Here is a 25,615-nt window from a genome sequence, read left to right as displayed (position 1 = left end):
CACTGCGCTCTAGGTTCACTGCGCTCTAGGTCAAGTGGCTTCAGGTTCACTGCGCTCGAGGCAAGACGCGCTGCGGTGGGGCGGGCTTCAAAACAATGTGGGCTGGGCTGTGTTGGCCTGGGCTGAGCTGGTGAGGCCAGCATGCCGGGCGCCTGCGTGCCCGGCCGTGTCCGGGATGCTTCCCGCCGGGTACTGGGCCTCTTCCTGGCGGGCGTCGTCGTCGGTGCCGCCGTCCAGATCCCTGTGGCTGAATCCCTGCGAGCCGGAAAAGCCGTGCAGGCCCTTGAAATAGCGGATGCGGCCGGCCAGCCAGGCCCGGTATTCCTTGGACGCATAGGACCCGCTGCCGTACAGCCGGCGGTACTTGCCGGCCAGTTGCGGATGTTCGCGGGCGATCCACTGCATGAACCATTCACGGGTGCCCGGTTTCAGATACAGTGCGCCGGCCGTGACACCGGTGGCGCCGGCCGCCGCCAGGGCGCCGAAGAGGGAGTCGAGGGCGTCGTCGCTGTCCGATAGCCACGGCAGGATGGGCATGGCCATGACCCCGCAGGGAAGGCCGGCCTCCCGCAGCCGGGAGATGAGCTTCAACCGTGCCCGCGGCCCGGGCGTGCCCGGTTCCACGGCCTCGGACAGTTCTTCGTTGGTCATGGCCAGCGAAATGCCCACCCCCACCGGCACCTGGGCCGCGGCATGCTTCAGCAGTGGAATGTCCCGGGCCAGGAGCGTGCCCTTGGTGAGTATGGACAGGGGAGTGCCGGAATCGGCGAGGGCACCGATGATGCCGGGCATGAGCTGATAGCGGCCCTCGGCGCGCTGGTACGGGTCCGTGTTGGTGCCGAGGGCCACATGCTCGTGCTGCCAGGAGGGCTTGGCCAGCTCCTTGCGCAGGATCTCGGCGGCGTTGATTTTGACCACAACCTGGCTGTCAAAGTCCAGGCCGGCGTCGAAGTCCAGATAGGTGTGGCTCTTGCGCGCGAAGCAGTAGACGCAGGCATGGCTGCAACCGCGGTACGGGTTGATGGTCCATTCGAAAGGCATCCGCGAACCGGCAACCACCTTGTTGAGCACCGATTTGGCGGTGACCTCATGGAAGGTGATCCCGGCAAACTCCGGGGTGGACACGGACCGCACCAGCCCGGCCAGCGGCAGCAGGGCCGGTGCGGCTGGCGAATCGGCGGAAAGGGCGGCCGGGGAATCGCCGCGCTCAAGTGCTTGTGCGTCCCATCTCATGCCTATATTCGAATGTATGTTCGACTAAATGTCAAGGATGCCGCCTGGTCGCCGCGCGCAGCCTTAGGGCGCGTTGCTAGGCTGGGGCGATGATTCTCCTGACCGGGTTCGAGCCGTTCGGCGGCGAGACGGCCAATCCGTCGTGGGCCGCAGCCGGTGCGGCGGCACGGCTGCTCCAGTCCGAAGGGCTGGATGTCCAGGCGGTGGAACTGCCTTGCGTCTTTGGCGCCTCGGCCAAGGTATTGACCGAGACCCTCGAGCGCTTCCGTGCGGAGCTTGTGCTGTGCGCCGGCCAGGCTGGCGGGAGGGCGCGCATCTCGCTGGAGCGGGTGGCCATCAACTGCGATGACGCCCGGATCCCGGATAACGCCGGCAACCGGCCCGTGGACGAACCCGTGGTGCGCGACGGGCCGGCGGCTTATTTCACGTCGCTGCCCGTCAAACCGGCGCTCGCGGCGTTGACGGCCGAGCAGATCCCGGCGGAAGTGTCCCAGAGCGCCGGGACCTACGTCTGCAACCACGTCTTCTACGCGCTCATGCACGCCCTGCGGCTCCGTCCGGGGACCAGGGGAGGGTTTGTCCACGCTCCCTACGCGGACACCCAGCTTCCGGCCGGGAGCAGCACCCCGTCGCTGCCAGCGCACCAGATGGCGGCGGCGCTCGCCGTCGTCGTCCGCACCGCGCTTGCGACGACGGCGGATCTCAGGCTCGCCGCCGGCGCAACGCACTAGCGGCGTGCCATCCGAGGGATCAAGCGGGCAGCGGCCGCCGTCGGCGACACGAGCAGTTACTCAAACAATTACTCGAGCAGTTCCCAGACGACGCCGATCGTGGCGGTGACGCTCGACTCGCCGGCCTCAACGGTGAGCGAGTCGGACGCCACCGCCCGCTGCATCTTCGCCACCGGGACCGGCGCCTGGAAACCGGTGTGCTGGGTAAGGGAAAGGACCCTGCCCAGGCCAGCGCCGGAGAGTGCGGCGTAGTGGGCGGCGGTGTTGCGGGCGTCCTGCCAGGCGGCCTCCCGGGCACGCGCCTCGACGGCGGCGGAGTCCGCGAAGCCGAGGCTCAGCCCGTTCAGCCGGACGGAGTCGCCGCCGGCCGTAACGGCAGCGGCAAGGATCTGCGAGGACGCGGACAACGCTCGGATCCTGACGGTGAGCGTGCTGGAGGCCAGATAGCCGGTCACGGTCTGGCCCTGGCCATCCTGCCAGTTCAGCTCGGCCCGGACGTTCAGCCCGGAGGTAGACATGTCAGCGCTGTCCACCCCATGTTGCCGGAGCTCCGCCGTGATGGCGGCCGATCGTGTGCCGGCCTCGGCGTAGGCCTCGACCACGGTCTCGCGGCGGCATTCAACGCCGATCGACACGGTCAGGAGGTCCGGCACCGCCTCGGCACTGCCGGTTCCTGTGACCGAGATGGTTCTGGGGGTCTCTGTCATGTCAGGCCTCATAACGTTCGGGGGCAGAAACGCCGATACTGCGTTTTCTTCGTTGGATCCGTGGAGCGGTCCCGGGCATGCCGGGCCGGGGGTAGCCGCCTGCTTCCAGACCGGCGTGGCGCTCGAAGAAGTTGGCGCTGCCCGGATTGCCCGTCCGCCAGAGGGACCAGCCCGCGGCGATGAAGTACAGCGGAAGGAAGGGCCACCCAAGGCACCAGGCGTACTGGGTACTGTGGCGCTCCTCGTGATCCAACAGCGCCGGATTGGCGCGGGCGGATTCCGGGCCGGCGCGGAACACGATCACGTTGCCCACGGTGAAGGCCGCGGCAAACGGAAGCCGCCAGCGGTAGCGGCTCGCGATCAGCAGTCCGCGCGGACCGGAGCTGACGGGCGTCCGGGCGCCGGCTGCCAGCAGCAGGCCCAGAAGGGTGGACCCGTTCAGCAAGTTGGCGATCTGGCGCAGCCGTTGTCCGGACGTCATGAGGCCATGGTAGCCGGGGGTGTGCCCGACGGTCAGGGAGCCGCAGAGACTAAACGGCCAGGGACGCCAGGACGCCGGGTGGGTGGGGCGGCCGCGGGACGTGGAATCCCGCTGGAACCGTCGCGTTGGCACGCCTTGGGCCGCGACGTCCGCTTAGTCTTGCCGGCTAAAGACAATTTCTCCATCCACCCAGGTCGACTCGATCGGGAGCCCGATGATGTCGTCGGCGGAAACCAAGAGTGGATCGTCGGCCCATACCGCGAGGTCGGCCTTGTTGCCGGGCCGGATGGTTCCTTGGTCATGGTCTCCTTGGGCCTCGGCGGCCCAGACCGAGAAGCCCTTGAGCGCTTCGAGCGCTGTCAACCTCTGTGAAGGTTCAAAGACGGGCGCATCGGTCCGGCCCGGGATCCGACGCAGGCGGGCCCATGCCATGCCGATGCGCGCGTCGTACTGAGCCACTGGCCAATCCGAGCCCAGCGCAACCGGAGCGCCTGAATCTATGACGTCGCGGATCCTCCAGGCCCGTTTCGATCGCTCGACCCCCAAACGACTGGACCATGAATCGGATCCGTCCGCCTTTCGCCACTGCATGTGCAGGGGCTGCATTGATGCTGTGATGCCCGCCGCGGAAAGACGTGCAAGATCCCTATCCGCAAGGCATTCCAGGTGCTCAATGCGGTGCGGAGCTCCTCGGCGGGACCGCACGCCGGCCGAGACATAGGCGTCGATCGCAGCACCGATGGCTCGATCACCGATAGCGTGCGTCGCGACTTGAAATCCTGCATCGCCATATTGTTTGACGGTTGCAGCATAGTCCGCCGGGTCGGGCCAGAATGATTTCAGTCCGCCGCCCAACGTGTCCGGTTCATAGAGCCAACCGGTTCCCGTATCGATAACACCATCAAGCAAGAGTTTGACGAGCCCACCGCGCCAGCGGCGACCCTGTCGATCCTTCGACAAAAGGTATGACCGCGCTTCCTCGGCAGCCAGGCCAGGGCTGTGCTCGAGTGCGCAAACCAGCCTGACCGGCAGACCCGGTCCGGTGCTATCGATCTTGTCGATGAAATCGAGCGAAGCAGTATCGCCATCCATGATCGTTCCCGAGGTAATGCCGGTTCTCGACAGGCAAGAGATCAGCTCCCGTGCCCTCTCAACGGCCTGCACTGCAGAAAGAGCCGGCGCGGTGGATCCCACCAATTCGTAGGCAGTGGATTCCCGCAACTCTCCGGTTGGGTTGCCTGCCTCGTCAACAACAATCTCTGACATGTCGCAAAACCGGCGCCCACCCGTGATGCCACTCAATCTCAGAGCTTCTTTGCTCGCCAGCGCGGTATGAAGATCAAACAGGAGAATGTACGTCGGCAGGCCGTAGACCGATTCCTCAATCAGGTCAGCGGATATTCGCCTTCCTGCAAAGACGCCGTAGTCAAGGTTCCATCCCCGGACCCACCCCGCTGAGTTCTCCGAAAGCACTCTGGCTGCTTCGGTGCGCAGGGCGGCGAGGAAACCGTCGAAAGTAGACACTGAGCCGAGATCGACGCCGACCGTGATTTCCGACCCTTGGATGGGATGGATGTGCCCGTCAATGAGCCCCGGCGTGATTGTCTGGCCGTTCGCATCGTGCACTTGGGTGCGTGGACCGCGATGTTCGCCAAGAAGGTGTTTGCCACCAGCGGCGAGGATCCTGCCGTTCGCGATGACGATTGTGCTGGCAGATGGCTGCCTTGGATCGAGTGTGTGCACCTTGGCATTGACGATGACAGTGTCCGCGGTTCTGAGGTTAGATGGCATCAGACTTCCCATGATTTTGAGTATTGAGCGTGTTTGCCGACGACTGTTGACGGGATCAGGGGTGCGTACCTCCGGAGGGGGCCGGAGGTACGCACCGGGCGTTGTAGGGGCGCTGCCTTATGCGGGTGTCAGAACCTCGAGGCGCTGAATTGTTTCGCGCGTGAAGCGTCGGGGTCCGAAGTGCTCCAGGCCGGGGGTTGGAAATGCGCTCCGCCGTACATCGGGTATGACAGGATCCCCTGCTGGTCGTGGAGCTGTGCCCAGGGCCGGTTGATGCCGTGGGTTCCGTAGCGGCGGACCTGTGTGACCCGGTCGAGATCAAGGACTCCGTAGAGGATTTCCTCGCCTCCTCTGGCGTGCTGCATGATGGTGCCTTCCGGGTCCACGATGACGCTTTCCCCGACTGCTGATGGGTCAGCGCCGTTGACGTTGACGACGTAGACCTGGTTTGCGAAGGCATTGGCACGTGACATCACGATTTCCATTTCCCTGTCCCGGGTCGTGGTCAGGGTGGGCTGGATGATGACTTCCGCTCCGAGCCATGCCAGTTGCCGGGCGACCTCGGGAAAGCTTCCATCGAAGCAGATGGCGAGGCCTACGCGTCCCCGGTCCGGGATGTCGAAGGTCACGAACGAACCGCCCGGCGTCGTTGTTTCGAACGGACGCCAGGGAAAGAGCTTCCGGTACCGGGCCACGATCTCGCCTTCGGGGGAGACAGCGATTGCCGTGTTGTAGGTGTTTCCGCCGTCGGTTTCCAGCAGGGATCCGGGCACGAGCCAGACCCCCAGGCGGCGGGCCAGCTCCGCGATCCGGTCGGTGAGCGCGCTGGGGATGGGGCCGGCCGAGCGGGTTTCGCCCTCAGGGTCCGGGATCAGGAATTCCCCGGGTGCTGCGAGCAGAAGTTCGGGTGCGACGATGATGTCGACGTCAGGTCCGAGCTCTTTGGCGGTTTCGGCCTGGGCGGCGAAGCGTTCCCAGGTTGCTTCGACGTCGTAGGGAACGGGTTTCGTTTGGATTGCTGCAATGGATAGGACGCGCATTTATGCCTCGGTTTCGCTGCTCAGGATGGATTGCAGTTCGTTGCGGGTGGAGAAAGTTCCCCGGGGGATCGTTTGCCCGTAAAAGTAGGGCCGGAGTCTGGGGCGGATGATGGCAATGACCAGAACACCTAGCGCCAGGGCGCCGATTCCGAGCCAGAACACGGTTCCGATGCCAAGCCAGGAGAGCCCGGCGTATTCGGGGGACATCATGTCGACGGCGCTGTACGCAAACGCTCCCGTCATCAGAAGGGCGCCCAGACCCGGAAGGATGCCCTTCAGGACAAGGGCTGAGGCGGACGTGCGCATCTGGGGAGCAAAATACACGACGCAGGCCAAGGCCGTCGCGGCGTAGTAGGCGGCGATCATCAGGCCGACTGAAAGTATGGCCAGGCCGATGAAGTCGGCGCTGATCGCTGTCAGAAGCAATGTCACGGCAATGCTCAGGAGCGCCCACCAGAGGATTGACGTGGTGGGTGTCCCCCTGGACGTATGCATCTTCGTGGTGGCCGCGGGCAGTGCGCCGTAAGTTCCCATGCTGAGCCAGGACCGGGGGTTGCTAACCGCGACCGTCATTAGGGCCGCCAAGGCCGAGATGCCGACGGCGAGGATGATGATCTGCCCGAAGAAGCCGCCGGTGGCTTGGGGGCCGAGCACAGACAGGACGTCCGAGACGGTTGCGGGGTCCGTGATGCCTGCGATCCCGGCAAAGCCGACGGCGGCCGTCGCGGTCACGACGTAGAAGAACAGAAGTATCACGGTGGTGATGACCACGGCCCGCCCGGGTGTTCCTTTGCGGTCGGTCGTTTCCTCATTGACCGCGATCAGCGCGTCCCAGCCCCAGTAGATGAACAGACACAGGATGACGCCGTGGACCAGGCCGGAGAGATCGCCGGAGGCAAAGGGATTGAACCAGTCCAGCCTTGGCTGCTCCGCACCTTCCGCCGCGGTGCCGGCGGCCATGGCAGTAAAGGCCCCGATGCAGAAGCCGCCCAGGGCAATCAGCTGCAAGGCAATCAGCGCGTATTGGAGCCACGCGGAGAGTTCAATTCCCCGGGCCGCCACAACGCCGCTCAGCGCGATCAGCCCGCACGCGATGGCGGCGATGATGACCGGTTGGGAAGCTGCCCAGCCGAGCCCCAGGAAGGTCAGAAGATACGTCGTGGCAACCTGCGCCAGGGCCGCGCTGGAGATGAAGGTGGCAATCTGGGGGACCCAGCCACCGAAAAACCAGCCCGTCCCCGGGCCGAAGACACGCGAGATCCACACGAATACCCCGCCACAATCAGGCATTTCCCGGTTGAGATCCCGGAAGGCGAAGGCCGTGAACAGGATCGGCACGAATCCCAGAAGGAACGCCGCGGGTGTGCTCGACCCGACCGCCAGGACAACGAAACCCAGGGTCACCGCGAGGCTGTACGCCGGGGCCACAGCGGCAAGACCCAATGCCACCGTCGGGCCGATACCGATCGATCCGGCCTTCAATCCCTTGCTCGCAGCGGCAACCGGAACGGCGGGGGGTGGGACGGTGGGGGGTGGAAGGGGATGTGACACGGAGACTCCTCATCGAATCAAAGTTATTTGAATCACATTCAAATTTGAATGCCATTCAATACGGGTCTAGACTCGTTGTCAATAGGCATCGGGCCAAAGGGGGAGTGGCAATGGCAAACCTCAGCAAGAGGGAAGGGCGCCGCAGGGAGATTGCGGCGGCAGCACAGGCCGTCGCCGCCCGTGACGGCGCAGAAGCTGCGACGTTGCGCGCGATTGCGGCGGAGGCAGGCATGGCCCCAAACGCCGTGCTGTATTACTACGGAAGCCTGGCCGAGATCACCGCGGCAGCCGTCCACGCCTCTTCCGCCAGATTTCTCACGCGGCTATCGGAGGCAGCGGACACCGGCATGAGTCCGACCGTCAGGCTCGCCGCCGTCATCAGCGCAGGCACGACGGCAGGGCTGGAGGATGATGCCTTCCGGATTCTTTACGAGTACTGGACCCATTCGCTCAGGGACGCGGAGCACCGACGGATCCAAGAGGAACTCACCCGCACCCAGCAGCTGATTTATGAACGGATCATTGCCGATGGAACGCAGGCCGGTGAGTTCTTTCCTGTCCTTGAACCGGCGAAGATTGCGCGTACCCTTGTGGCCCAGGAAGACGGTCTGGTCATGGATGTTCTCGCCGGCACCGCCAGCAGCGATGATGTGCTCGACCTGGTCGCCAGTCTTGCTTCGGCCCTTCTGGGCCTCGACCGGAACACGCTCCTCGATCACATCATTAGTCGCAACTTCTCCAACGCGCCTTAGTTTCCGGCGGTACCTGCACGCACTTTGTCCGTGGGCACGCCGTTGGCGTCAGCAGTCAGCCGGCAGCGGCGCTATTGCGGGACAAGGCCCTGGTGTGCCAGCTACCGTTTGCGGCGCTCGACGGTTGCGTCAACCGCGTCGAGCAGGGCGTCAACGCCCAGGAAGAAGACCTCGCGGTCACGCAGCGCGAGCAGCTGCTCCCGCAGCGCATTGATCTGCGGATGCGATGCCGACGTCACGGCCAGAGAGCGACCCATCCACGATCCGTGCTCCTCGGCCGCCACGCCCTCACGCATGCTCAGCCCGCGGGCGATACCGGCCGCATAAGAGAGGACGTAGGTCGACTGGGCCGCGTAATGCCGCACGATGTCCTCACCCTCAAGTCCGGCGACGCTGAGCCCATCGAGGATGAGTTCGACGATTTCGAGCTCCGCGGGACCCCCCGTGCTCAGCACGATCGCCTCGGCACCGATCGCCGGATATTCGGTGAACAGGTCGATCGTGGCAGTGGCCAGCTGCGTCAGGCGCGTGCGCCACTGCTCACGCGGGGCCGTCACGCGCTCAAGGCTCATCGCGAACAGCCGGTCCAGGAGCGACCCCATGAGGTTGTCCTTGCTGCGGAAATGCCGGTAGATCGCCGTCGGATCAGCGCCGAGCAGCGCACCCAATTCCCGCACCGTGACGGCCGTAGCGCCCGGCCTCGCCGCGATCTGCAGCCCGGCAGCAATGATCGTCTCGGCGTCGAGCCGCGGCTTAGCCCGCGCCGTCGCGCGCCGCTCAGCGAGAGGATTCGCCACTTGACCCACTCCTTCTTGCTGTCGGCTGACAGCAGTACATCACAATCACTGGCGGCGGATGTTTCTCCGCGCCGGGAAACGCGAATTCACCGTCCCCCAGCTACCAGTATGGCGCGGTCCCCAACGAAGTCAACTTTGTAGTCAACACCGTTGACATGGTTGCTGATTCGTGACTAATGTCACTGGGGATCGACCAGAGGTGCAACGACGCACCGCAACCCAGGAGGCTCACTTGGCGACAAAGACAGACTTGATCTTTACGGGCGGATGGACCTTCACCGCCGCATCGAACACGCCGGAACGGCTGGGAGTCGCAGTATCCGACGGCCGCATCAAGGCGATCGGGCCCGACGTCGAGATTCTCGCGGCGGCCACGGAGCAGACCCGGGTCGTCGACCTGGACGGCGCCCTCCTGATTCCGGGCTTCCAAGATGCGCACGTTCACCCGGCGTCCGCCGGAATGGAACTTCTGCAGTGCAATCTCAGTGGTGCGGAGAGCGCGGCCGACGCGCTTGAAACGATCGCCGCGTATGCCGCAAAATACCCGGGCGCGGAGTGGATCCTCGGCGGTGGCTGGTCGATGGACCATTTTCCGGGCGGCACGCCGACCCGGCAGGCGCTCGATCGGCTCGTGCCGGACCGCCCTGTGCTGCTCTTCAACCGCGACCATCACGGCGCTTGGGCCAACACCCGGGCCTTTGAACTCGCCGGCATCCACGCGGGGACCGCGGATCCTGCAGACGGCCGAATTGAGCGCGAGTCCGACGGCAGCCCGGCAGGTACGGTTCACGAAGGCGCGATGAACCTGTTTGACCACGTGCGGCCCGCCGCGCACCCCGATCTCGTCTACGCCGGGCTGCTCCGCGCCCAGGAGGAGCTGTTCGGATTCGGCATAACTGGCTGGCAGGACGCCGCCGTCGGCGCCCTGTTCGGCGCATCCGACACGCTCGAAACTTACAGCGCGGCCGTCTCCGAGAAGACGCTGCGCGCTCACGTCCGTGGAGCCCAGTGGTGGGAGCGCGATTCCGGCCTTGAGCAGCTGCCCCGCCTGACCGAACGCCGGGCAGACGTCGCCGCGCGGCTTCCGGGCGACGCGTTTTCGGCCGGGACTGTCAAGATCATGGTGGACGGGGTAGCGGAGAACTTCACGGCCGCCATGACGACCCCCTACCTGGACAATCACGGCCACTGCACGGACAACGCCGGGCTCTCCTTCATCGACCCGGAGCGGCTCAAGGAGTACGTGACGGCACTCGACGCGGCCGGTTTCCAGGTACATTTCCATGCACTCGGCGACCGTGCCGTCCGCGAGGCCCTGGACGCAGTCGAGGCCGCCCGCCGGGTCAACGGCCCCAGTGGTAACCGGCACCACCTGGCGCACCTGCAGGTAGTCAGCGAGGCGGATGCGCCGCGGTTCGCCGAACTCGACGTCGTCGTCAACATGCAGGCCTTGTGGGCCTGCCACGAAAGCCAGCTGGACGAGCTCACCCTGCCCTTCCTGCCGGCCGACGCCGAATCGCGCCACTATCCCTTCGGCGAACTCCTCGCCAGCGGGGCGCGCCTGGCCGCCGGCAGCGACTGGCCGGTATCGAGCGCAAACCCCATCGAGGCGATCCACGTCGCAGTCAACCGGGTGGCACCGCACTCTCCCTCCGGCCCCCTCGGCGACCCCAGCCAACGGCTCGACCTTGCCACAGCACTGACCGCGTACACGGCCGGCAGTGCCTATGTGAACCACCGGGACCACGACACGGGCATGATCGCGCCCGGCTACCTCGCCGACCTCGCCGTGCTCCGGCCGAACCCCTTCGAGCTGGCCCCGCAGGATCTCCACACGACCGCCGTCACCTCGACCTGGGTGCGCGGCGAACAGGTCTACGCGGCCGCCAGCAACACCAATCGATAGCACTGGAGGACGTCATGACCATAGAACCTCAACCACCCCTCTCCGCCGCGCGCCGTCCCCGTGGCGTTCCGGCCCGGCGTTCCCTCGCCGCCACCGCCGTCCTCCTCACGGGTTTGCTGGCGTTGGCCGCCTGCACGGGCGGCGCGAAGACCCCAGTGAGCGGAGCGGCGAACTACGAGCTGACCGCCACGACGCCGGCACCGGCGGGGGAACTGGGCTCCTTCACCTGGTCGATCTATGCGGAGCCCGCCTCCCTCGACTACGCGCACGCCTTCGACTACCCGGACAATCAGGTGCTCAGCAACGTGTGCGAGTCCCTGTTGCGCTGGAACGCGGACCTCAGTGTCTCGCCAGGCCTCGCGGAGAAGTGGGACAACCCGACGCCGACCACCTGGGTGTACTCCATCAGGCCGGGCGTCACCTTCCACGACGGCACGCCCCTCACGGCGGCGGACGTAGTCGCATCCCTCCAGCGCCATCTTGACCCTGCAGTCGGCTCATATTGGAACAGCTCGTACACCAACGTGTCCTCCATCGAGCAGACCGGCGAGATGCAGGTCACCGTCACCACCACGATTCCCGATTCACAGTTCAATCTCTCCATGGCAGCCAGCCCCGGCACCGTGGAGTCCGCCGCCACACTCGCCCGGGACGGCGCCGACTACGGCAACTCCACCGCCGGCGTCAACTGCACCGGCCCGTTCTCGCTCGGGAAGTGGGACTCGGGCGAGGCCATAACGCTCGAGCGCTACGACGCCTACTGGGACAAGAACCTCGTGGCCAAGTCCCAGCAGGTGAAGTTCGTGTTCCTGTCCGACCCGAACACACGCGTCAACGCCTTCAAATCCGGTGAGGTCGACGGCGGCTGGATGATCCCGTCGAACGCCATCGGAGGCCTTAAGTCCTCGCCGAACGGCAAGATCTACTTCGGCACCAGCACCGCGATCGCGAGCGAGATCGTCACGGACATGTCCGGCCCGCTCGGCGATGTGCGCGTCCGGAAGGCACTCATGATGGCGATCGACCGCCCAGGACTGGTTGCCGCGGCGGAACAGGGCCATGCCAAGGTGACGGACGCCCTGACCTCCCGCTCGGTCTGGAACGGGGCCCGGAAGGAGGTCTCTGACGGGGCATACGCCGGCCTGGAGAGCTACCCGCTGGATGTCGCCGCCGCCACAAAGCTTGTCAGCGACGCCGGGGCGACCGGCAAGGAAATCGTCATCGCCACCTCCCCGCTCTCCGCCGGAGCTGACGTCATCGCCCAGGCCGTCTCGTCCGCCGCGACCTCGATCGGCCTCAAACCGCGCATCGACTCGATTTCGCCCGCCAAGTACACGACACTGTTCTCCGACGCGGCCGCCCGGAAGGGCATCGACCTGCTGTACACCCAGTGGTATCTCTCGACCGCGGACCCGCTCGACATGTTCGGTGTCCTGCGCACCGGCCAGTTCAGCAACTACGGTGGATGGTCGAACCCGGAATACGACGCCGTCGTCAACAAGGCGGTTGGCATCGCCGATCCCAGCGACCGCGCCCGGGAAGCCGACAAGGCCCAGCACATCGTCAACGACGAGCTGCCGTGGCTGCCGCTCTATGAGGTGCCGACGACCGTGTGGCTGGGCTCCCGGATCACCGGGGTGTCGCCGTCGATCAATTACATGTACTTCCCGTGGGCGGCCACCATCGGTGCGCAGACATGACCATCGCCCTCATCCTGAAAAAGCTCGGCGCGCTTGTCCTGACCGTCTTCGTGGCCTCGGTCCTGGTCTTCTTCTCCATGTACCTCGTGCCCGGTGACCCCCTCGGTTTCCTCCTGCGCGGGCGCAGCCCTAGCCCGGAGGCCATCGCCGCGGTGACCGCACAGTACGGGCTCGACAAGCCGGTCCTGGCGCAGTACGTCGACTGGCTGGTCAATGTCCTGCACGGGAACTTCGGCCGGTCCTTCCAGTACCGCGAGGACGTCAGCACCCTGCTCGCCTCCCGCGCACCGACGACACTTGGGCTGATCGTCCTGGCCGGGCTCATGATCGCAGTGCTCGGTCTCGCGGCCGGTATCGTCTCGGCCCTCGCTCGCGGGAAGGCCGCGGACCGGATCATCCTCACCGCGTTGACGGGGCTCGCGGCGATCCCTTCCTTCGTCGGCGCCATCGTGCTCATCGCGCTCTTCGCCGTGCAGCTCGGCTGGTTCCCCTCATTCGGCAGCGGAACAGGGTTTCTGGACACGCTTTATCACCTCGTGCTCCCGGCCCTCGCCCTCGCTCTCGCCTTTGTGGCGCTCGTGGCACGGGTCACCAGATCCTCGATGCTGGATCAGCTCGGCCGGGAGCACGTGGAGGTCGCGGTGAGCCGCGGCGTCGCCCGCGGCGCCGTCGTGCGCCGGCACGTGCTGCGCAATGCGCTCGGGCCCATCCTCACGGTGAGCGGCGTCCTCGTCGCCGGCCTGCTCGTCGCCAGTGCCGTGGTGGAACAGGCCTTCGGGCTCTCCGGCATCGGCTCCCTGCTGGTCCAGTCCGTTGACCGGCTCGACTTCCCCGTCGTCCAGGTCATCGTGCTGCTCATTGTGCTGATCTTCGTGACCGTGAATACGGCCGTCGACCTGCTCGCTTCCGCCATCGACCCCCGCAGCAAGGCAGGTGCAGCAGCACGATGACCACGTCAACGTTCACCCGTACCGGGCTCCGCCCGTTCCGCCTCCCGGCAGGCAACGCCCTTTTCCTAACCAGCATCGTCATGGTGGGCATCATGGTCGCCGCCGCGGCAGCCGCGTCGATCATCGCTCCCTACGACCCCGACTTCGTCGACCTCGGAAACGTCCTGTCCGACCCCACGGCCGCGCACTGGCTCGGCACCGACGCCGCCGGCCGTGACACCCTGAGCCGGATGATGTTCGGCGCGCGGACCTCGCTGCTGGGCCCGCTTCTGGTCGTGGGGCTCTCGACGCTCCTCGGCATCGCGCTTGGGCTCCTGGCCGGTTGGTTCGGCGGCTGGATCGATTCGGTCCTGGGCCGGGTCTTCGACCTGCTTTTCGCGTTCCCCGCCCTGCTGCTCGCCATCCTTGCGGTCGCGCTCTTCGGCAAGGGGCTCACGGCGCCGGTGATCGCGATGATCATCGCCTACACCCCGTATGTAGCGAGATTCGTCCGATCGCTCGTCATCTCCGAACGCGCCCGGCCCTATGTTGCGGCCTACCGGGTGCAGGGATTCTCCGGTGGGTGGATCGCCGTCCGGCGGGTACTTCCCAATGTCATGCCGACCGTCGGGGCACAGTCCACCCTGAACTTCGGGTATGTGCTCGCTGACCTCGCGGCCCTGTCATTCCTTGGCCTCGGTGTGCAGCCACCGACGGCCGACTGGGGCTCAATGATCAACGACAGCCGGGGTGCGTTGCTGAGCGGCCAGGCGCTGCCCGCCTTGGTGCCGGCGATCGCCGTCGTGCTGGTCGTGATTGCTGTGAACGTCATCGGGGAAGAGCTCTCCGATCGAATCGGCGGAAGGCTGCCCTCATGACTTTGCTGGAGATTTCCGAGCTGACCATCGATTTGGCGGGCGGATCGGCTTCCCGCCTGCTGGACGGCATGTCCCTGCGCGTTGAAGCGGGAGAGACTGTGGGGCTCGTCGGGGAGTCCGGGTCAGGCAAGTCGCTGACCGCCCGGACCGTGCTCGGTCTCCTGCCGGCGGGCGCCCGCACCGGTGGATCCGTGCTTCTCGACGGAACGGACATGCTCCGCTGTTCCCCGGGGGAGGCCCTCGCGCGGCGACGCGGCACCGTCTCGATGGTGTTCCAGGATCCGCGTTCGGGGGTGAACCCGGTCCGGCGCATCGGTGACTTCCTCACCGAATCGCTCCGGCTGTGTCACGGCTGGTCGAGGCCCGATGCGGACAAGAGGGCGCTCGATCTGCTCCGTTCGGTCGGTTTGCCGCGGCCGGAGTCGCACCTTTCGCAGTTCCCGCACGAGCTCTCCGGCGGGATGCTGCAGCGGGTCATGATCGCCGGCGCTCTCACTACTTCGCCCCGCCTGCTCGTCTGCGATGAGCCGACGTCGGCGCTCGATGTAACGACCCAAGCGGAAATCATCGCCGTACTCAGGCAGCAACAGGAAACGCGCGGCATGGGAATGCTGTTCATTACGCATGACCTGAACCTCGCCTCGGCGCTGTGCGATCGGGTCTACGTGATCCACGCGGGGCTGATCGTCGAGCACGGCAACGCGCGGGCCGTCTTCGCGAACCCTCAGGCCGAGTACACGAAGCGGCTGATTGCGGCGACGCCGAGCATCACCTCCGCCGTTGCCCGGCCGGTGTTGGCCGATGCGAACGGCCCGAACCCCTTGGACGCACGCGTTGACGCCCCCGACCCGCGCACTCCGGCGCTCGAGGCCCGCGGGCTGACCAAGACATACTCGATTCGCGGCGCGGAGGACCTCCGCGCCGTCGACGACGTGTCCTTCTCGGTGGACCGGGGCGCAGCCCTGGCGCTCGTCGGCGAATCAGGCTCGGGCAAGTCCACACTGGCGAGAATGCTCGTGGGGCTGGAGCGTCCCGATGCGGGTGACATCCTTGTCGACGGGGTCTCGCGGTCCCAGCGCCCCGGCGGCCGCGAGGAAAGGCTGGGACGCGCCCGGGCCGTGCAGATCGTCTTCCAGGACCCGTATCTGTCCCTCGACCCCCGTATTTCGGCCGGGTCCGCGATCGAGGATGCCGTCCGCCTGCACTCGCCCTCGCGCCACGCCGACGCCCGGGCGCGTGTGCTGACGCTGCTCGATCAGGTCGGGCTCGCCGCAAAGCACGCCCAGGCCCGGCCGCGCACGCTCTCCGGCGGGCAGCGCCAGCGGGTCGCTATCGCCCGGGCCCTGGCAGCCTCACCGGAGGTCCTCGTGCTGGACGAGGCCACCAGCGCCCTCGACGTCTCGGTCCAGGCCCAGGTTCTCGACCTCATCGACGAAATCAGGCGCGAACGGGGGCTGACCCTTGTGTTCGTCAGCCATGACCTCGCCGTCGTCCGGCGCGTGTGCGAAACAACTGCCGTGATGCGTCAAGGCGCCGTGGTCGAATCCGGCGCAACGGCTGAGTTGCTCGAACACCCCCGGCACCCTTACACGCGGCTCCTGATCGACTCCATCCCGAAACCCGGCTGGAGCCTCGATGCCATTGCACGGTGAGGCTCCAGCCCGGATCCCCAAAGCCATGTCCGTAGGCCCGCCCCTCTGCTGCCGGACGGTCCACCCCCACCACACACCATCGGAGCGACGCCATGACCACTTACGACACCGCCGAATCATCGACCAGCCGGCAACAAATCACAACGGCGCTCGACGGCGCCTCCCGGGCGCCCTACTGGCTTGATGACCCGGCCCGTCCCCAGCCCCTGGCCGCACTGGCTTCGGACACCACCACGGATCTGGCCGTCGTCGGAGGCGGCTACACCGGGCTCTGGACGGCACTCATGGCCAAAGAACGTGACCCCGGCCGCCGGGTGGTGCTGCTGGAAGGAAACCGTATCGGTTGGGCCGCGTCCGGCCGGAACGGCGGCTTCTGCGACGCCAGCCTGACCCACGGCGAGGCCAACGGGGAAAAGCACCTCCCCGACGAATCAGCACGCCTCCATGAACTGGGGATGGAGAACCTGCAGGAAATCTCAGACGCGATCAAGAAGTACGGCATCGACTGCGGCTTCGAATGGACGGGGACTCTCAACGTCGCCACAGAAGACCACCAGGTCGCGTGGCTGCGGGCCGAGAAAGGCAAGAACCCGGACGTCCTATTCCTGGATGAAACGGCCATCCGCGCCGAAGTGGACTCTCCCGTCTACAGGGCCGGGCTCTGGGACAAAAAGGGCAGCGCCATGCTCAACCCCGCCCGGCTTGCCTGGGGCCTGCAACGCGCCTGCCTGGAACTCGGCGTCGAAATCTACGAACACACGCCCGTCCGCGGCCTCACCCGCACCCCCCACGGCGTCCGGCTTGCAACGGACGCCGGAACGGTCACGGCCGCCGACGTGGCGCTGGCCACCAACGTCTTCCCCTCCCTGCTCAAACGGACCCGCCTGCACACCGTCCCGGTCTACGACTACGTGCTGATGACCGAGCCGCTCAGCGCCGAACAGCTGGCCGCCATCGGCTGGTCCAACCGGCAGGGACTGTCCGACCTGAACAACCGCTTCCACTACTACCGGCTCACCGAGGACAACCGCATCCTCTTTGGCGGTTACGACGCGGTCTACTACTTCGGCCGCACCGTCAAACCGGAATATGACCAGCGCGAGCAGACCTTCGAACGGCTTGCGGCACATTTTTTCGCGACGTTCCCGCAGCTCGACGGCGTCAGCTTCACCCACAAGTGGGGCGGAGCCATCGATACTTGCAGCCGCTTCTTCTCCTTCTTCACCACCGCGCACGGCGGACGTGTCGCTTACTCCGCGGGTTACACCGGACTGGGCGTCGGGGCCACTCGCTTCGGGGCCAGCGTCATGCTGGACCTGCTCTCCGGATCCACCACCGAACGCACCCGGCTCCGCATGGTCCGGAAGCGCCCGCTGCCCTTCCCGCCCGAGCCGCTGGCCTGGCTCGGCGTCAAGATCACCACCGCGGCGATGGTCCGCGCAGACCGGAACCAGGGCCGGCGCGGGCCGTGGCTGAAACTCATGGACGCGGTTGGAATGGGGTTTGACTCCTGATGAGACTCGAACTGATTCCCGGCGCTCCGGTGGACACGACAGCGCTTTCCTTGCTGCACGAAGAAGTGCAACCCGGGAAGGTAGCCTCCGGCGCACCGACCACGGCCACCCATGCACTGGGCAGCTTTGCAGACCTGGCACTCGGTGTCTGGGAAATGTCTGCCGGCGGCATGTACGACGTCGAGGCGGAGGAACTCTTCATCGTCATCGCAGGGAGGGCCACCGTGGAAATCCACGGGGACGACCGCGGGGCGGGCAGCGCGGCCCTCTCGCCAGGAACACTGATGCGCCTGGGCGCGGGCATGCGCACCACCTGGACCGTCCACGAACGCCTGCGCAAGGTCTACCTCAGCCCCTAGCGACCCACACACTCTTGTAATCCAGCTCAACCACTGATTGAAGAAAAGGTGATATCCGTGACCAAGCTAGCTGAGCAGCGGAACCGGACCGATTTGAAGGCCGCAGCGCGGGACAATCTCTGGCTGCACTTTTCCGCCCACCCCCAGACGAACGACGAGCTGCCGATGATCGTGCGCGGCGAGGGCGCCTACATTTACGACGACAAAGGGCGCAAGTACCTCGACGGACTCGCGGGCCTGTTCACAGTACAGGTGGGCCACGGCCGCACGGAACTGGCCGACGTCATGGCCCGCCAGGGCTCCGAACTCGCGTTCTTCCCCCTGTGGTCGTTCGCCAACAAGCCCGCCACGGAACTGGCCGAACGCCTGGCGCAGCTCGCCCCTCAGGGCCTGAACAAGGTGTTCTTCACGAACAGCGGCTCCGAGTCGGTGGAGTCGGCATGGAAGCTGGCGAAGCAGTACTTCCGGCTGACCGGACGGCCGCAGAAGCACAAGGTCATCTCGAGGTCCACGGCGTACCACGGCACCACGCACGGCGCCCTGTCCATCACCGGGATCACGGATCTGAAGGTTGATTTCGAGCCGCTGGTGCCCTCCACGCACCGTGTCCCCAACACCAACTTCTACCGGGCCGCGCAGCACCCAAACGACCCTGCTGCCTATGGGCTGTGGGCTGCCAACGAAATCGAGGCCGCCATCCTGGCCGAAGGCCCGGAAACCATTGCCGCCGTCTTCCTGGAGCCGGTGCAGAACGCCGGCGGCTGCTTTCCGCCCCCGCCGGGCTACTTCCAGCGGGTGCGCGAAATCTGCGACCAGTACGACGTCCTGCTGGTCAGCGATGAGGTCATTTGTGCGTTCGGGCGGCTCGGCACCTACTTCGGTGCCGAGAAATTCAACTACGTTCCGGACATCATCACCTGCGCCAAGGGCCTTACCAGCGGCTACGTGCCCATGGGTGCCATGATCTCCTCGGACCGCCTCTTCGAGCCCTTCGCAAAGGGCGATGCCTTCTTCAAACACGGCTACACGTTCGGCGGCCATCCCGTTGCCGCCGCCGTGGCGCTGGCCAATCTGGACATCTTCGAGCGCGAGGGCCTCAACCAGCACGTCCTGGGGAACGAGGATGCCTTCCGCAACACCCTCGAAAAGCTCCTTGACCTGCCGGTCGTGGGGGACGTGCGCGGCAGCGGCTACTTCTATGGCATCGAACTGGTCAAGGACAAGGCGACCAAGGAAACGTTCACCCCGGAGGAAAGCCACCGGATCCTCAAGACCTTCCTCTCCAAAGAGCTCTTCGAAAACGGCCTGTACTGCAGGGCCGACGACAGGGGGGACCCCGTCATCCAGCTCTCCCCGCCGTTGATCGTCGGGCAGTCCGAGTTCGACGAAATGGAGCAGATCCTGCGGCACACGTTGACGGCCGCCGAAGCCCTGCTCTAGCCCGGCAACGGGGACGGTTCCCACCGCCCCGCTCTGAACGACCTCTTGTCGGCCAAGAGCGCCTCCGCCGCGCAGGCGCTTCGCCGACGTCAAACAAGAAAAGGAAGACACACATGCACCAGTTCATCTCCGGGCAATCCCAGACCGGCACCTCCGGCCGCAAACTGGATATTGTCGATCCGTCCACCGGTGCAGTGGTGGAAACGGTCACCCTCGCGAGTGCCGCCGACGTCGACCTCGCCGTGGCTGCCGCGCGGGCCGCATTCCCGGCATGGTCCACCACCACCCCGGGTGAGCGCTCAGCGGTGCTTTCCCGTTTCGCCCGGCTGCTGGAGGACCAGGCGGAGGACTACGCCCTGGCGGAAAGCCGTCAGACCGGCAAGCCGCTTCGTCTTGCCCGCGAGTTCGATATCCCGGGGACCATCGACAACGCGGACTTTTTCGCCGGGGCCGCCAGGAGCCTTGAAGGCAAAGCCACCGCGGAGTACTCCCCGGACCACACGTCCAGCATCCGCCGCGAACCCATCGGCGTGATCGGATCGATCTCGCCGTGGAACTATCCGCTGCAGATGGCGGCGTGGAAGATCCTTCCTGCCATCGCCGCCGGAAACACCATCGTCCTTAAACCGGCCGAAATCACTCCACTGACTACCCTGATGTTCGCCCGGACCCTGCAGCAGGCGGGCCTGCCGGACGGTGTGGTGAACATCATCGTCGGTGACGGGCCCGAAGCCGGCGCAGCACTCATGCGCCACCCGGAGGTCGACATGGTCTCCTTTACCGGTTCCACCAGCGTAGGCCGGACCGTCCTGGAAGCCGCCTCCACCAACTCCAAACGGGTCCATCTGGAGCTCGGCGGGAAGGCGCCGTTCGTCGTTTTCGAGGACGCCGACCTCGAGGCAGCCGCCCACGGTGCCGTCGCCGGAAGCCTGATCAACACCGGACAGGACTGCACGGCCGCGACGCGGGCCATCGTGCACCACAGTGTCTACGAGGAGTTTGTTACCAAGGTCGCTGAGCTCTACCGGGGAATCCGGGTGGGAGCGCCGGCGGACGAGGAGACCGACATCGGGCCCATGGTCTCCTACGCCCACCGGGACCGGGTGGCCTCGATCGTGGACCGCGCCCGGGGTTACGCCACAGTGGTCACCGGCGGCGTAATCCCCGGCGGAGACCTGGCCGCGGGCGCCTTCTACACCCCCACGCTGATCATCGACGCCGCGCCGGACAGCGAAATTGTCCGCAATGAGGTCTTCGGTCCCGTACTGACGGTGCTGCCCTTCGCCACCGACGACGACGCCATCGCCTTGGCCAACGACACCCCGTACGGGCTCGCGGCTTCGGCCTGGACCCGCGACGTGTACCGCTCCCTGCGGGCCAGCCGCGAGATCAAGGCCGGCTGCGTATGGATCAACGACCACATCCCGATCATCAGTGAAATGCCCCACGGCGGCGTGAAGGAGTCAGGCTTCGGGAAAGACATGTCCGCCTACTCGTTCGACGAATACACCCAGATCAAACACGTCATGTTCGACATCACCGGAATCGCCCACAAGGACTGGCACCGGACCATCTACCGGCTCCGCTGACGGCTGGGGACGGCCAAGGCGCGGACGAGGGTGGCGCGGGCTCCTGAAGCGACATTGCCTTGGGGCCGACGCCCGTCTACTAGACTGGGGACAGTGACCCTAAGCCTTGCCGAGAACCCGCGCCGTGCCCTGTGCCCGTGCCGTGTGCTGTGGCATGATCCGACTCGTAGCTAAGAACAGTAGATGACTGAAACTTTGCCGGGCGCCGCCGTCCCGAATCCTTTGGATGAAGCCGCCATTACCGCTGCCGTAGACCAGGCCGTTGCCGCCATCGCCGCTGCCGCGACCCTCGATGAACTCAAGGCCGTGCGCCTCGCGCACACGGGCGAAAAGTCCGCGCTGAGCCTCGCCAACCGTGAGATCGGGGCGCTTCCCAAGGACCAGAAGGCCGCCGCCGGCAAGCTCATGGGCGCCTCCAGGGGACGCGTCAACAAGGCCCTCGCGGACCGGACGGTAGAGCTCGAGGCCGAGAACGACGCGCGGATCCTCGTCGAAGAGACTGTGGATGTCACGGCGGCACCGCGCCGGCGCCGTGCCGGTGCACGCCACCCGCTGTCCACGCTGCAGGACCGGGTGGCGGACATCTTTGTCGGCATGGGCTGGGAAATCGCCGAAGGGCCCGAGGTCGAGTCCGAGTGGTTCAACTTCGATGCTCTGAACTTCAAGCCGGACCACCCCGCCCGCGACATGCAGGACACGTTCTTCGTCGAGCCGCCCGAAGCCCACCTGCTCATGCGCACGCACACCTCCCCGGTGCAGGTCCGCTCCATGCTGGAACGGGAGCTGCCCATCTACGTGCTGTGCCCGGGCAAGGTGTTCCGCACGGACGAGCTCGACGCGACGCACACTCCCGTGTTCCACCAGTTCGAGGGCCTGGCCATCGACAAGAAGCTGAGCATGGCGGACCTCCGCGGCACCCTGGAGCACTTCGCACGCCAGATGTTCGGTGCGGAAGCCCAGATCCGGCTGCGCCCCAACTATTTCCCGTTCACCGAGCCGTCCGCAGAGCTCGATATCTGGCACCCGGGCGCCAAAGGCGGCCCCAGCTGGATCGAGTGGGGCGGCTGCGGCATGGTCAACGCCAACGTCTTGCGCGCCGCGGGCATCGATCCGGACGTCTATTCCGGTTTTGCCTTCGGCATGGGCATCGAACGCACCCTCATGTTCCGCAACGAGGTTGGCGACATGCGCGACATGATTGAAGGCGACGTACGTTTCAGCGAGCACTTCGGGATGGAGATCTAAACAGTGCGTATCCCACTTTCCTGGCTGCGCGAATTCGCGCAGGTACCGGCCGAAGCAACGGCCGAAGACGTCATGGCCGAGCTCGTCAAGGTCGGACTCGAAGAAGAAGCAGTCCACCGCCCCACGGACACCCTCCAGGGTCCGATCGTGGTGGGCCAGGTGCTGAGCATCGTCAAGGAACCCCAGACCAACGGCAAGACCATCAACTGGTGCCAGGTCCGGGTTGTCCCCGAGGGCCAGCAGCAGACCCTGACCGGCGACGGCATCGACCCCTCCGGCGTGCAGGGCATCATCTGCGGCGCCCACAACTTCGTCGAAGGCGACAAGGTGGTGGTCACCCTCCCGGGCGCGGTGCTGCCGGGCGACTTCCACATTTCCGCGCGCAAGACCTACGGACACCTCTCCGCCGGCATGATCGCCTCCGTGCGTGAGCTCGGCATCGGCGAGGACCACGACGGCATCCTGGTGCTGTCGAGGATCGGGCTGGATCCCGAAATCGGCACCGACGCCATGGAACTGCTGGGCCTTTACGACCAGGCCGCGGAAATCAACGTCACCCCGGACCGCAGCTACTGCTTCTCCATCCGCGGTGCGGCCCGTGAATACGCGCACGCCACCGGCACCGCATTCACGGACCCGGTCTCCAAGGTCCGGGTCCCGGAGGCGCTGTCCGGCGGCTACGGCGTCAAGCTCAACGACGACGCCCCCATCTACGGCAAGCCCGGCTGCGACCGTTTTGTGGCCCGCACCGTGCGCGGTGTCGATGCCACCCGGCCCACCCCGCCGTGGATGACCTCCCGTCTCCGGCTCGCCGGCATCCGGTCCATCTCCTTGCCGGTGGATATCTCCAACTACGTCATGCTCGAGCTCGGGCAGCCGAACCACTGCTATGACCTGGACAAGCTGGCCGGCGACATCGTCGTCCGGCGCGCCACGGCAGGGGAGAAGATCACCACCCTGGACGAGAAGGAGCGCACGCTCGACGTCGAGGATCTGCTGATCACGGACGAATCCGGGCCGATCGGAATCGCCGGCGTCATGGGCGGTGCCCACACCGAGGTGTCCGATGCCACCACGAACGTCCTGGTTGAGGCCGCGCACTTCGACGAAGTCTCGATCGCCCGCGCCCGCCGCCGCCACAAGCTGCCATCCGAGGCGTCAAAGCGCTTCGAACGCGGCGTGGACTGGCAGGTGGCCGATGTCGCCGCCCAGCGTGTGGTGGACCTGCTGGTCGACCTCGCCGGCGGAACGGCCGACGAAGCCGGGACCGACGTCGGGACCGCGCCGGACGCCGTCACCATCGAACTGTCGGCAGAGTACGCGGCAGCCCGGATCGGGATCGACTTCACCGAGGAACAGATCCTGACCTCGCTCGAAGACCTCGGCGCCGTGGTTGCCAAGACCGGCAACGGCTACACGGTGACGGCCCCGAGCTGGCGCCACGACCTCGAGACGAAGGACGACCTCACCGAGGAAATCGCCCGGCTGGTCGGCTACGACAAGATCCCGGCCACCCTGCCGGTGGCGCCCCCGGGCCGTGGCCTGACCCGCGTCCAGCAGCAGCGCCGCCGCCTGATCCAGGCCCTCGCCGACGCCGGACTCACCGAGGTGCTGGCCTACCCGTTCGTCTCCAAGGCCGCCAATGACACCTTTGGCGTCCCCGTCGAGGGCGCGGAGCGCAAGGCTCTCAAGCTGGCCAACCCGATCAGCGAGGAGCGCGGCTTCCTGCGGACCTCCGTCCTGCCGGGCCTGATCGAGGTTGCCAAGCGCAACCACTCCCGCGGTTTCCGCGATCTCGCCCTCTTCGAGGCCGGTCTCGTGTTCCTGCCCGGGGACCAGCTTGGCACCGCCGCGATTCCGCCGCTCGGCGTCAAGCCCAGCGACGAGGTACTGGACGGCTTGTACGACGGCGTCCCGGACCAGCCGCTGCACCTCGCCGCTGTGCTCACGGGGCACGACTCTCCTGCCGCCCCGGCCCACAGCCCGCGGGCGTGGGACTGGGCGGACGCGGTGGACATCGCCCGGATCGCCGGGGACGTGCTCGGCGTCGAACTCCTGGTCACGCAGGGCCGGCACCAGGCCTTCCACCCGGGCCGGGCAGCGCAGCTTGAACTGCGCACCGGCGAAGTCGTGGGCTACGCCGGCGAGCTGCACCCGAAGCTGCTGGCGGCACATGACATGCCGGCCCGTTCCGTGGCGCTGGAACTGAACGCCGACGCCCTCTTCGAGGCGGCTGCCGACGTGATCGTGGCCCGGCACATCTCGACGTACCCCGTGGCCACCCAGGACGTGGCCCTCGTGGTGCCGCAGGACGTCCCGGCGGAAGAGGTGCTGGCGGCCCTGCGTGAAGGCGCCGGCGAGCTGCTCGAAGACGTTGCACTGTTCGACGTCTACGCGGGCAAGGGCATCGAGGAGGGCAAGAAGTCGCTGGCCTTCAGCCTGCGCTTCCGCGCCAACGACCGCACCCTGACGGCCGACGAGGCCTCGGCGGCGCGTGAAGGTGCCGTTGCCGCTGCCCACGAACGCTTCGGAGCGGTGCAGCGCTGAGGACTGCGCTGGTGACAGCGCTGGCTTTCTGAAAGGGGCGGGTCATGGCACCACACCTTGTTGTGCGTGCCTGCCCGCCCTTTGGCGTTCCAGGAGACCGCGGTGTGCCGCGGCCTCCTGCGGAATCCCCGGCTGCGTCGGAGCTGGAACGCGACTCGCGTTCCCTGCTGGACGGGGCCGAGCTCGAGCGGGCCCGGGCCATGACCCCGCGGACCCGGCAGGACTTCCTCGCCGGCCGGCTCGCGCAGCGGCGGTTCGCCGCCGGCCTGCTCGGCGTCCCGGCGTCGGACCTCACAGCCTGGTACAGCTGTCCACGCTGCGGCACGGGCTCGAACATCTCACACGGCAAGCCCGGCTACCAGCTCCGCGGCGAGGCCGTGCCGCTGCTGCTGAGCCTGTCCCGCGCGGCCGGCTGGACGCTTCTGGCCGGGCTCGTGGACCCGGATCCGGGCCAGCGCCTGGGCATCGACGTCGAGGATCCGGCCCGGGCGGACTTCGATGGGTTCGACGATGTCGTGTTGACCCCGGCCGAACAACTGCACCTCGCCGGCCTGGACGGCATCGCTCTGCTGCGCGGCCGGGCACGGCTCTGGGCGCGCAAGGAGGCGTGGCTCAAGATGCTGGGCACGGGGCTGCAGACGGCGCCGGACACCCTCGACGTGCTCGCCCCGACCGTGGACGGCCGTGCCGGGCTCCGGGACCTGCCGCCGGCCGAGACAGGACTGCCCGCGGACCTCGTGGCCGCCGTCGCCGCCGCGGTCCTTCCCTAGTCC

Annotated in this window: 21 protein-coding genes; 14 read left to right on the top strand and 7 right to left on the bottom strand. The window is 66.6% G+C overall.

Translation table 11 applies throughout. The annotated features are described in order from the left end of the window. Positions 1 to 87: 87 nt before the first annotated feature. Positions 88 to 1,233: an Rv2578c family radical SAM protein gene (locus AC1D2F_RS06955; protein WP_229992942.1), complete on the bottom strand. Its 1,146-nt coding sequence runs from the start codon at positions 1,231 to 1,233 to the stop codon at positions 88 to 90. An 89-nt stretch (positions 1,234 to 1,322) separates the two neighbouring features. Between AC1D2F_RS06955 and pcp the strand changes: the two genes are divergently transcribed. Continuing rightward, the gene (pcp, locus tag AC1D2F_RS06950; protein WP_476966450.1) at positions 1,323 to 1,964 is read left to right on the top strand and encodes a pyroglutamyl-peptidase I; all 642 of its coding nucleotides are present in this window, start codon (positions 1,323 to 1,325) and stop codon (positions 1,962 to 1,964) included. 68 nt (positions 1,965 to 2,032) lie between these two features. Here pcp and AC1D2F_RS06945 read toward each other — a convergent pair whose 3' ends face one another. The 5 genes from AC1D2F_RS06945 to AC1D2F_RS06925 all read right to left on the bottom strand — a co-directional run bounded on the left by AC1D2F_RS06945 (position 2,033) and on the right by AC1D2F_RS06925 (position 7,534). After that, positions 2,033 to 2,671, bottom strand: coding sequence for an SIMPL domain-containing protein (locus tag AC1D2F_RS06945; protein WP_229992941.1), 639 nt, complete (start codon positions 2,669 to 2,671; stop codon positions 2,033 to 2,035). Between the two features lies 1 nt (position 2,672). Next, complete coding sequence (locus tag AC1D2F_RS06940) at positions 2,673 to 3,152, bottom strand: eCIS core domain-containing protein (protein WP_476966449.1); 480 nt, start codon at positions 3,150 to 3,152, stop codon at positions 2,673 to 2,675. A 153-nt stretch (positions 3,153 to 3,305) separates the two neighbouring features. Next, positions 3,306 to 4,955: an amidohydrolase gene (locus AC1D2F_RS06935; RefSeq protein WP_229996144.1), complete on the bottom strand. Its 1,650-nt coding sequence runs from the start codon at positions 4,953 to 4,955 to the stop codon at positions 3,306 to 3,308. A 116-nt stretch (positions 4,956 to 5,071) separates the two neighbouring features. Continuing rightward, positions 5,072 to 5,983, bottom strand: a complete 912-nt coding sequence (locus AC1D2F_RS06930; protein ID WP_229996143.1) for a carbon-nitrogen hydrolase family protein — start codon at positions 5,981 to 5,983, stop codon at positions 5,072 to 5,074. After that, entirely contained in the window at positions 5,984 to 7,534 is a 1,551-nt protein-coding gene (locus AC1D2F_RS06925; RefSeq protein WP_476966448.1) for an APC family permease, read from the bottom strand. It abuts the gene before it with no gap. Between the two features lie 110 nt (positions 7,535 to 7,644). On the opposite strand from AC1D2F_RS06925, the gene AC1D2F_RS06920 reads away from it, so the two are divergent. Then, positions 7,645 to 8,286 (top strand): TetR/AcrR family transcriptional regulator, encoded by a 642-nt coding sequence (locus tag AC1D2F_RS06920; RefSeq protein ID WP_364747469.1) that lies wholly within the window; start codon positions 7,645 to 7,647, stop codon positions 8,284 to 8,286. A gap of 101 nt (positions 8,287 to 8,387) precedes the next feature. On the opposite strand, the gene AC1D2F_RS06915 is transcribed toward AC1D2F_RS06920, so the two are convergent. Further along, positions 8,388 to 9,083, bottom strand: coding sequence for a TetR/AcrR family transcriptional regulator (locus AC1D2F_RS06915; RefSeq protein WP_229993946.1), 696 nt, complete (start codon positions 9,081 to 9,083; stop codon positions 8,388 to 8,390). A 232-nt stretch (positions 9,084 to 9,315) separates the two neighbouring features. Here AC1D2F_RS06915 and AC1D2F_RS06910 point away from each other — a divergent pair, with 232 nt between their 5' ends. The 12 genes from AC1D2F_RS06910 (at position 9,316) to AC1D2F_RS06855 (ending at position 25,612) form a co-directional block, all read left to right on the top strand. Further along, complete coding sequence (locus AC1D2F_RS06910) at positions 9,316 to 10,989, top strand: amidohydrolase (protein WP_364747472.1); 1,674 nt, start codon at positions 9,316 to 9,318, stop codon at positions 10,987 to 10,989. 14 nt (positions 10,990 to 11,003) lie between these two features. Further along, on the top strand, positions 11,004 to 12,689 hold the full coding sequence (locus AC1D2F_RS06905; protein ID WP_364747474.1) for an ABC transporter substrate-binding protein: 1,686 nt from the start codon (positions 11,004 to 11,006) through the stop codon (positions 12,687 to 12,689). Continuing rightward, positions 12,686 to 13,639: an ABC transporter permease gene (locus AC1D2F_RS06900; protein WP_476966447.1), complete on the top strand. Its 954-nt coding sequence runs from the start codon at positions 12,686 to 12,688 to the stop codon at positions 13,637 to 13,639. Before AC1D2F_RS06905 ends, AC1D2F_RS06900 begins: the two co-directional genes overlap by 4 nt. After that, positions 13,636 to 14,496 carry an ABC transporter permease gene (locus AC1D2F_RS06895; RefSeq protein ID WP_229993942.1) on the top strand — a complete coding sequence of 287 codons (861 nt, stop codon included), beginning with the start codon at positions 13,636 to 13,638 and terminating at the stop codon, positions 14,494 to 14,496. The genes AC1D2F_RS06900 and AC1D2F_RS06895 overlap by 4 nt, the downstream gene beginning before the upstream one ends. Next, a complete protein-coding gene (locus AC1D2F_RS06890) occupies positions 14,493 to 16,148 on the top strand; it encodes an ABC transporter ATP-binding protein (RefSeq protein ID WP_364747478.1) in 1,656 nt (551 codons plus the stop codon). The genes AC1D2F_RS06895 and AC1D2F_RS06890 overlap by 4 nt, the downstream gene beginning before the upstream one ends. Positions 16,149 to 16,240: 92 nt before the next feature. Continuing rightward, positions 16,241 to 17,662: an NAD(P)/FAD-dependent oxidoreductase gene (locus tag AC1D2F_RS06885; protein WP_364747480.1), complete on the top strand. Its 1,422-nt coding sequence runs from the start codon at positions 16,241 to 16,243 to the stop codon at positions 17,660 to 17,662. Next, positions 17,662 to 18,021 carry a cupin domain-containing protein gene (locus AC1D2F_RS06880; protein ID WP_229993939.1) on the top strand — a complete coding sequence of 120 codons (360 nt, stop codon included), beginning with the start codon at positions 17,662 to 17,664 and terminating at the stop codon, positions 18,019 to 18,021. Before AC1D2F_RS06885 ends, AC1D2F_RS06880 begins: the two co-directional genes overlap by 1 nt. Positions 18,022 to 18,069: 48 nt before the next feature. Further along, the gene (locus AC1D2F_RS06875; protein WP_476966446.1) at positions 18,070 to 19,461 is read left to right on the top strand and encodes an aspartate aminotransferase family protein; all 1,392 of its coding nucleotides are present in this window, start codon (positions 18,070 to 18,072) and stop codon (positions 19,459 to 19,461) included. A 113-nt stretch (positions 19,462 to 19,574) separates the two neighbouring features. Continuing rightward, a complete protein-coding gene (locus AC1D2F_RS06870; protein WP_364747484.1) occupies positions 19,575 to 21,050 on the top strand; it encodes a gamma-aminobutyraldehyde dehydrogenase in 1,476 nt (491 codons plus the stop codon). Positions 21,051 to 21,233: 183 nt separating this feature from the next. After that, on the top strand, positions 21,234 to 22,295 hold the full coding sequence (pheS, locus tag AC1D2F_RS06865; protein ID WP_090576206.1) for a phenylalanine--tRNA ligase subunit alpha: 1,062 nt from the start codon (positions 21,234 to 21,236) through the stop codon (positions 22,293 to 22,295). Between the two features lie 3 nt (positions 22,296 to 22,298). Beyond that, positions 22,299 to 24,842: a phenylalanine--tRNA ligase subunit beta gene (gene pheT / locus AC1D2F_RS06860; RefSeq protein ID WP_476966445.1), complete on the top strand. Its 2,544-nt coding sequence runs from the start codon at positions 22,299 to 22,301 to the stop codon at positions 24,840 to 24,842. Between the two features lie 44 nt (positions 24,843 to 24,886). Further along, on the top strand, positions 24,887 to 25,612 hold the full coding sequence (locus AC1D2F_RS06855; protein WP_229993935.1) for a 4'-phosphopantetheinyl transferase family protein: 726 nt from the start codon (positions 24,887 to 24,889) through the stop codon (positions 25,610 to 25,612). Positions 25,613 to 25,615: the final 3 nt, after the last annotated feature.

The organism is Arthrobacter sp. P1_B3 (assembly GCF_056406615.1).
This window is presented reverse-complemented; position numbering and strand designations above follow the sequence as displayed.

Excerpts from the sequence above, each read along its gene's own strand:
- pcp (WP_476966450.1), top strand. The coding sequence starts at position 1,323 with ATGATTCTCCTGACCGGGTTCGAGCCGTTCGGCGGCGAGACGGCCAAT.
- AC1D2F_RS06930 (WP_229996143.1), bottom strand. The coding sequence starts at position 5,983 with ATGCGCGTCCTATCCATTGCAGCAATCCAAACGAAACCCGTTCCCTAC.
- AC1D2F_RS06880 (WP_229993939.1), top strand. The coding sequence starts at position 17,662 with ATGAGACTCGAACTGATTCCCGGCGCTCCGGTGGACACGACAGCGCTT.
- AC1D2F_RS06885 (WP_364747480.1), top strand. The coding sequence starts at position 16,241 with ATGACCACTTACGACACCGCCGAATCATCGACCAGCCGGCAACAAATC.
- AC1D2F_RS06920 (WP_364747469.1), top strand. The coding sequence starts at position 7,645 with ATGGCAAACCTCAGCAAGAGGGAAGGGCGCCGCAGGGAGATTGCGGCG.
- AC1D2F_RS06940 (WP_476966449.1), bottom strand. The coding sequence starts at position 3,152 with ATGACGTCCGGACAACGGCTGCGCCAGATCGCCAACTTGCTGAACGGG.
- AC1D2F_RS06900 (WP_476966447.1), top strand. The coding sequence starts at position 12,686 with ATGACCATCGCCCTCATCCTGAAAAAGCTCGGCGCGCTTGTCCTGACC.
- AC1D2F_RS06890 (WP_364747478.1), top strand. The coding sequence starts at position 14,493 with ATGACTTTGCTGGAGATTTCCGAGCTGACCATCGATTTGGCGGGCGGA.
- AC1D2F_RS06955 (WP_229992942.1), bottom strand. The coding sequence starts at position 1,233 with ATGAGATGGGACGCACAAGCACTTGAGCGCGGCGATTCCCCGGCCGCC.
- AC1D2F_RS06870 (WP_364747484.1), top strand. The coding sequence starts at position 19,575 with ATGCACCAGTTCATCTCCGGGCAATCCCAGACCGGCACCTCCGGCCGC.
- pheS (WP_090576206.1), top strand. The coding sequence starts at position 21,234 with ATGACTGAAACTTTGCCGGGCGCCGCCGTCCCGAATCCTTTGGATGAA.
- AC1D2F_RS06895 (WP_229993942.1), top strand. The coding sequence starts at position 13,636 with ATGACCACGTCAACGTTCACCCGTACCGGGCTCCGCCCGTTCCGCCTC.
- AC1D2F_RS06855 (WP_229993935.1), top strand. The coding sequence starts at position 24,887 with ATGGCACCACACCTTGTTGTGCGTGCCTGCCCGCCCTTTGGCGTTCCA.
- AC1D2F_RS06945 (WP_229992941.1), bottom strand. The coding sequence starts at position 2,671 with ATGACAGAGACCCCCAGAACCATCTCGGTCACAGGAACCGGCAGTGCC.
- AC1D2F_RS06905 (WP_364747474.1), top strand. The coding sequence starts at position 11,004 with ATGACCATAGAACCTCAACCACCCCTCTCCGCCGCGCGCCGTCCCCGT.
- AC1D2F_RS06935 (WP_229996144.1), bottom strand. The coding sequence starts at position 4,955 with ATGGGAAGTCTGATGCCATCTAACCTCAGAACCGCGGACACTGTCATC.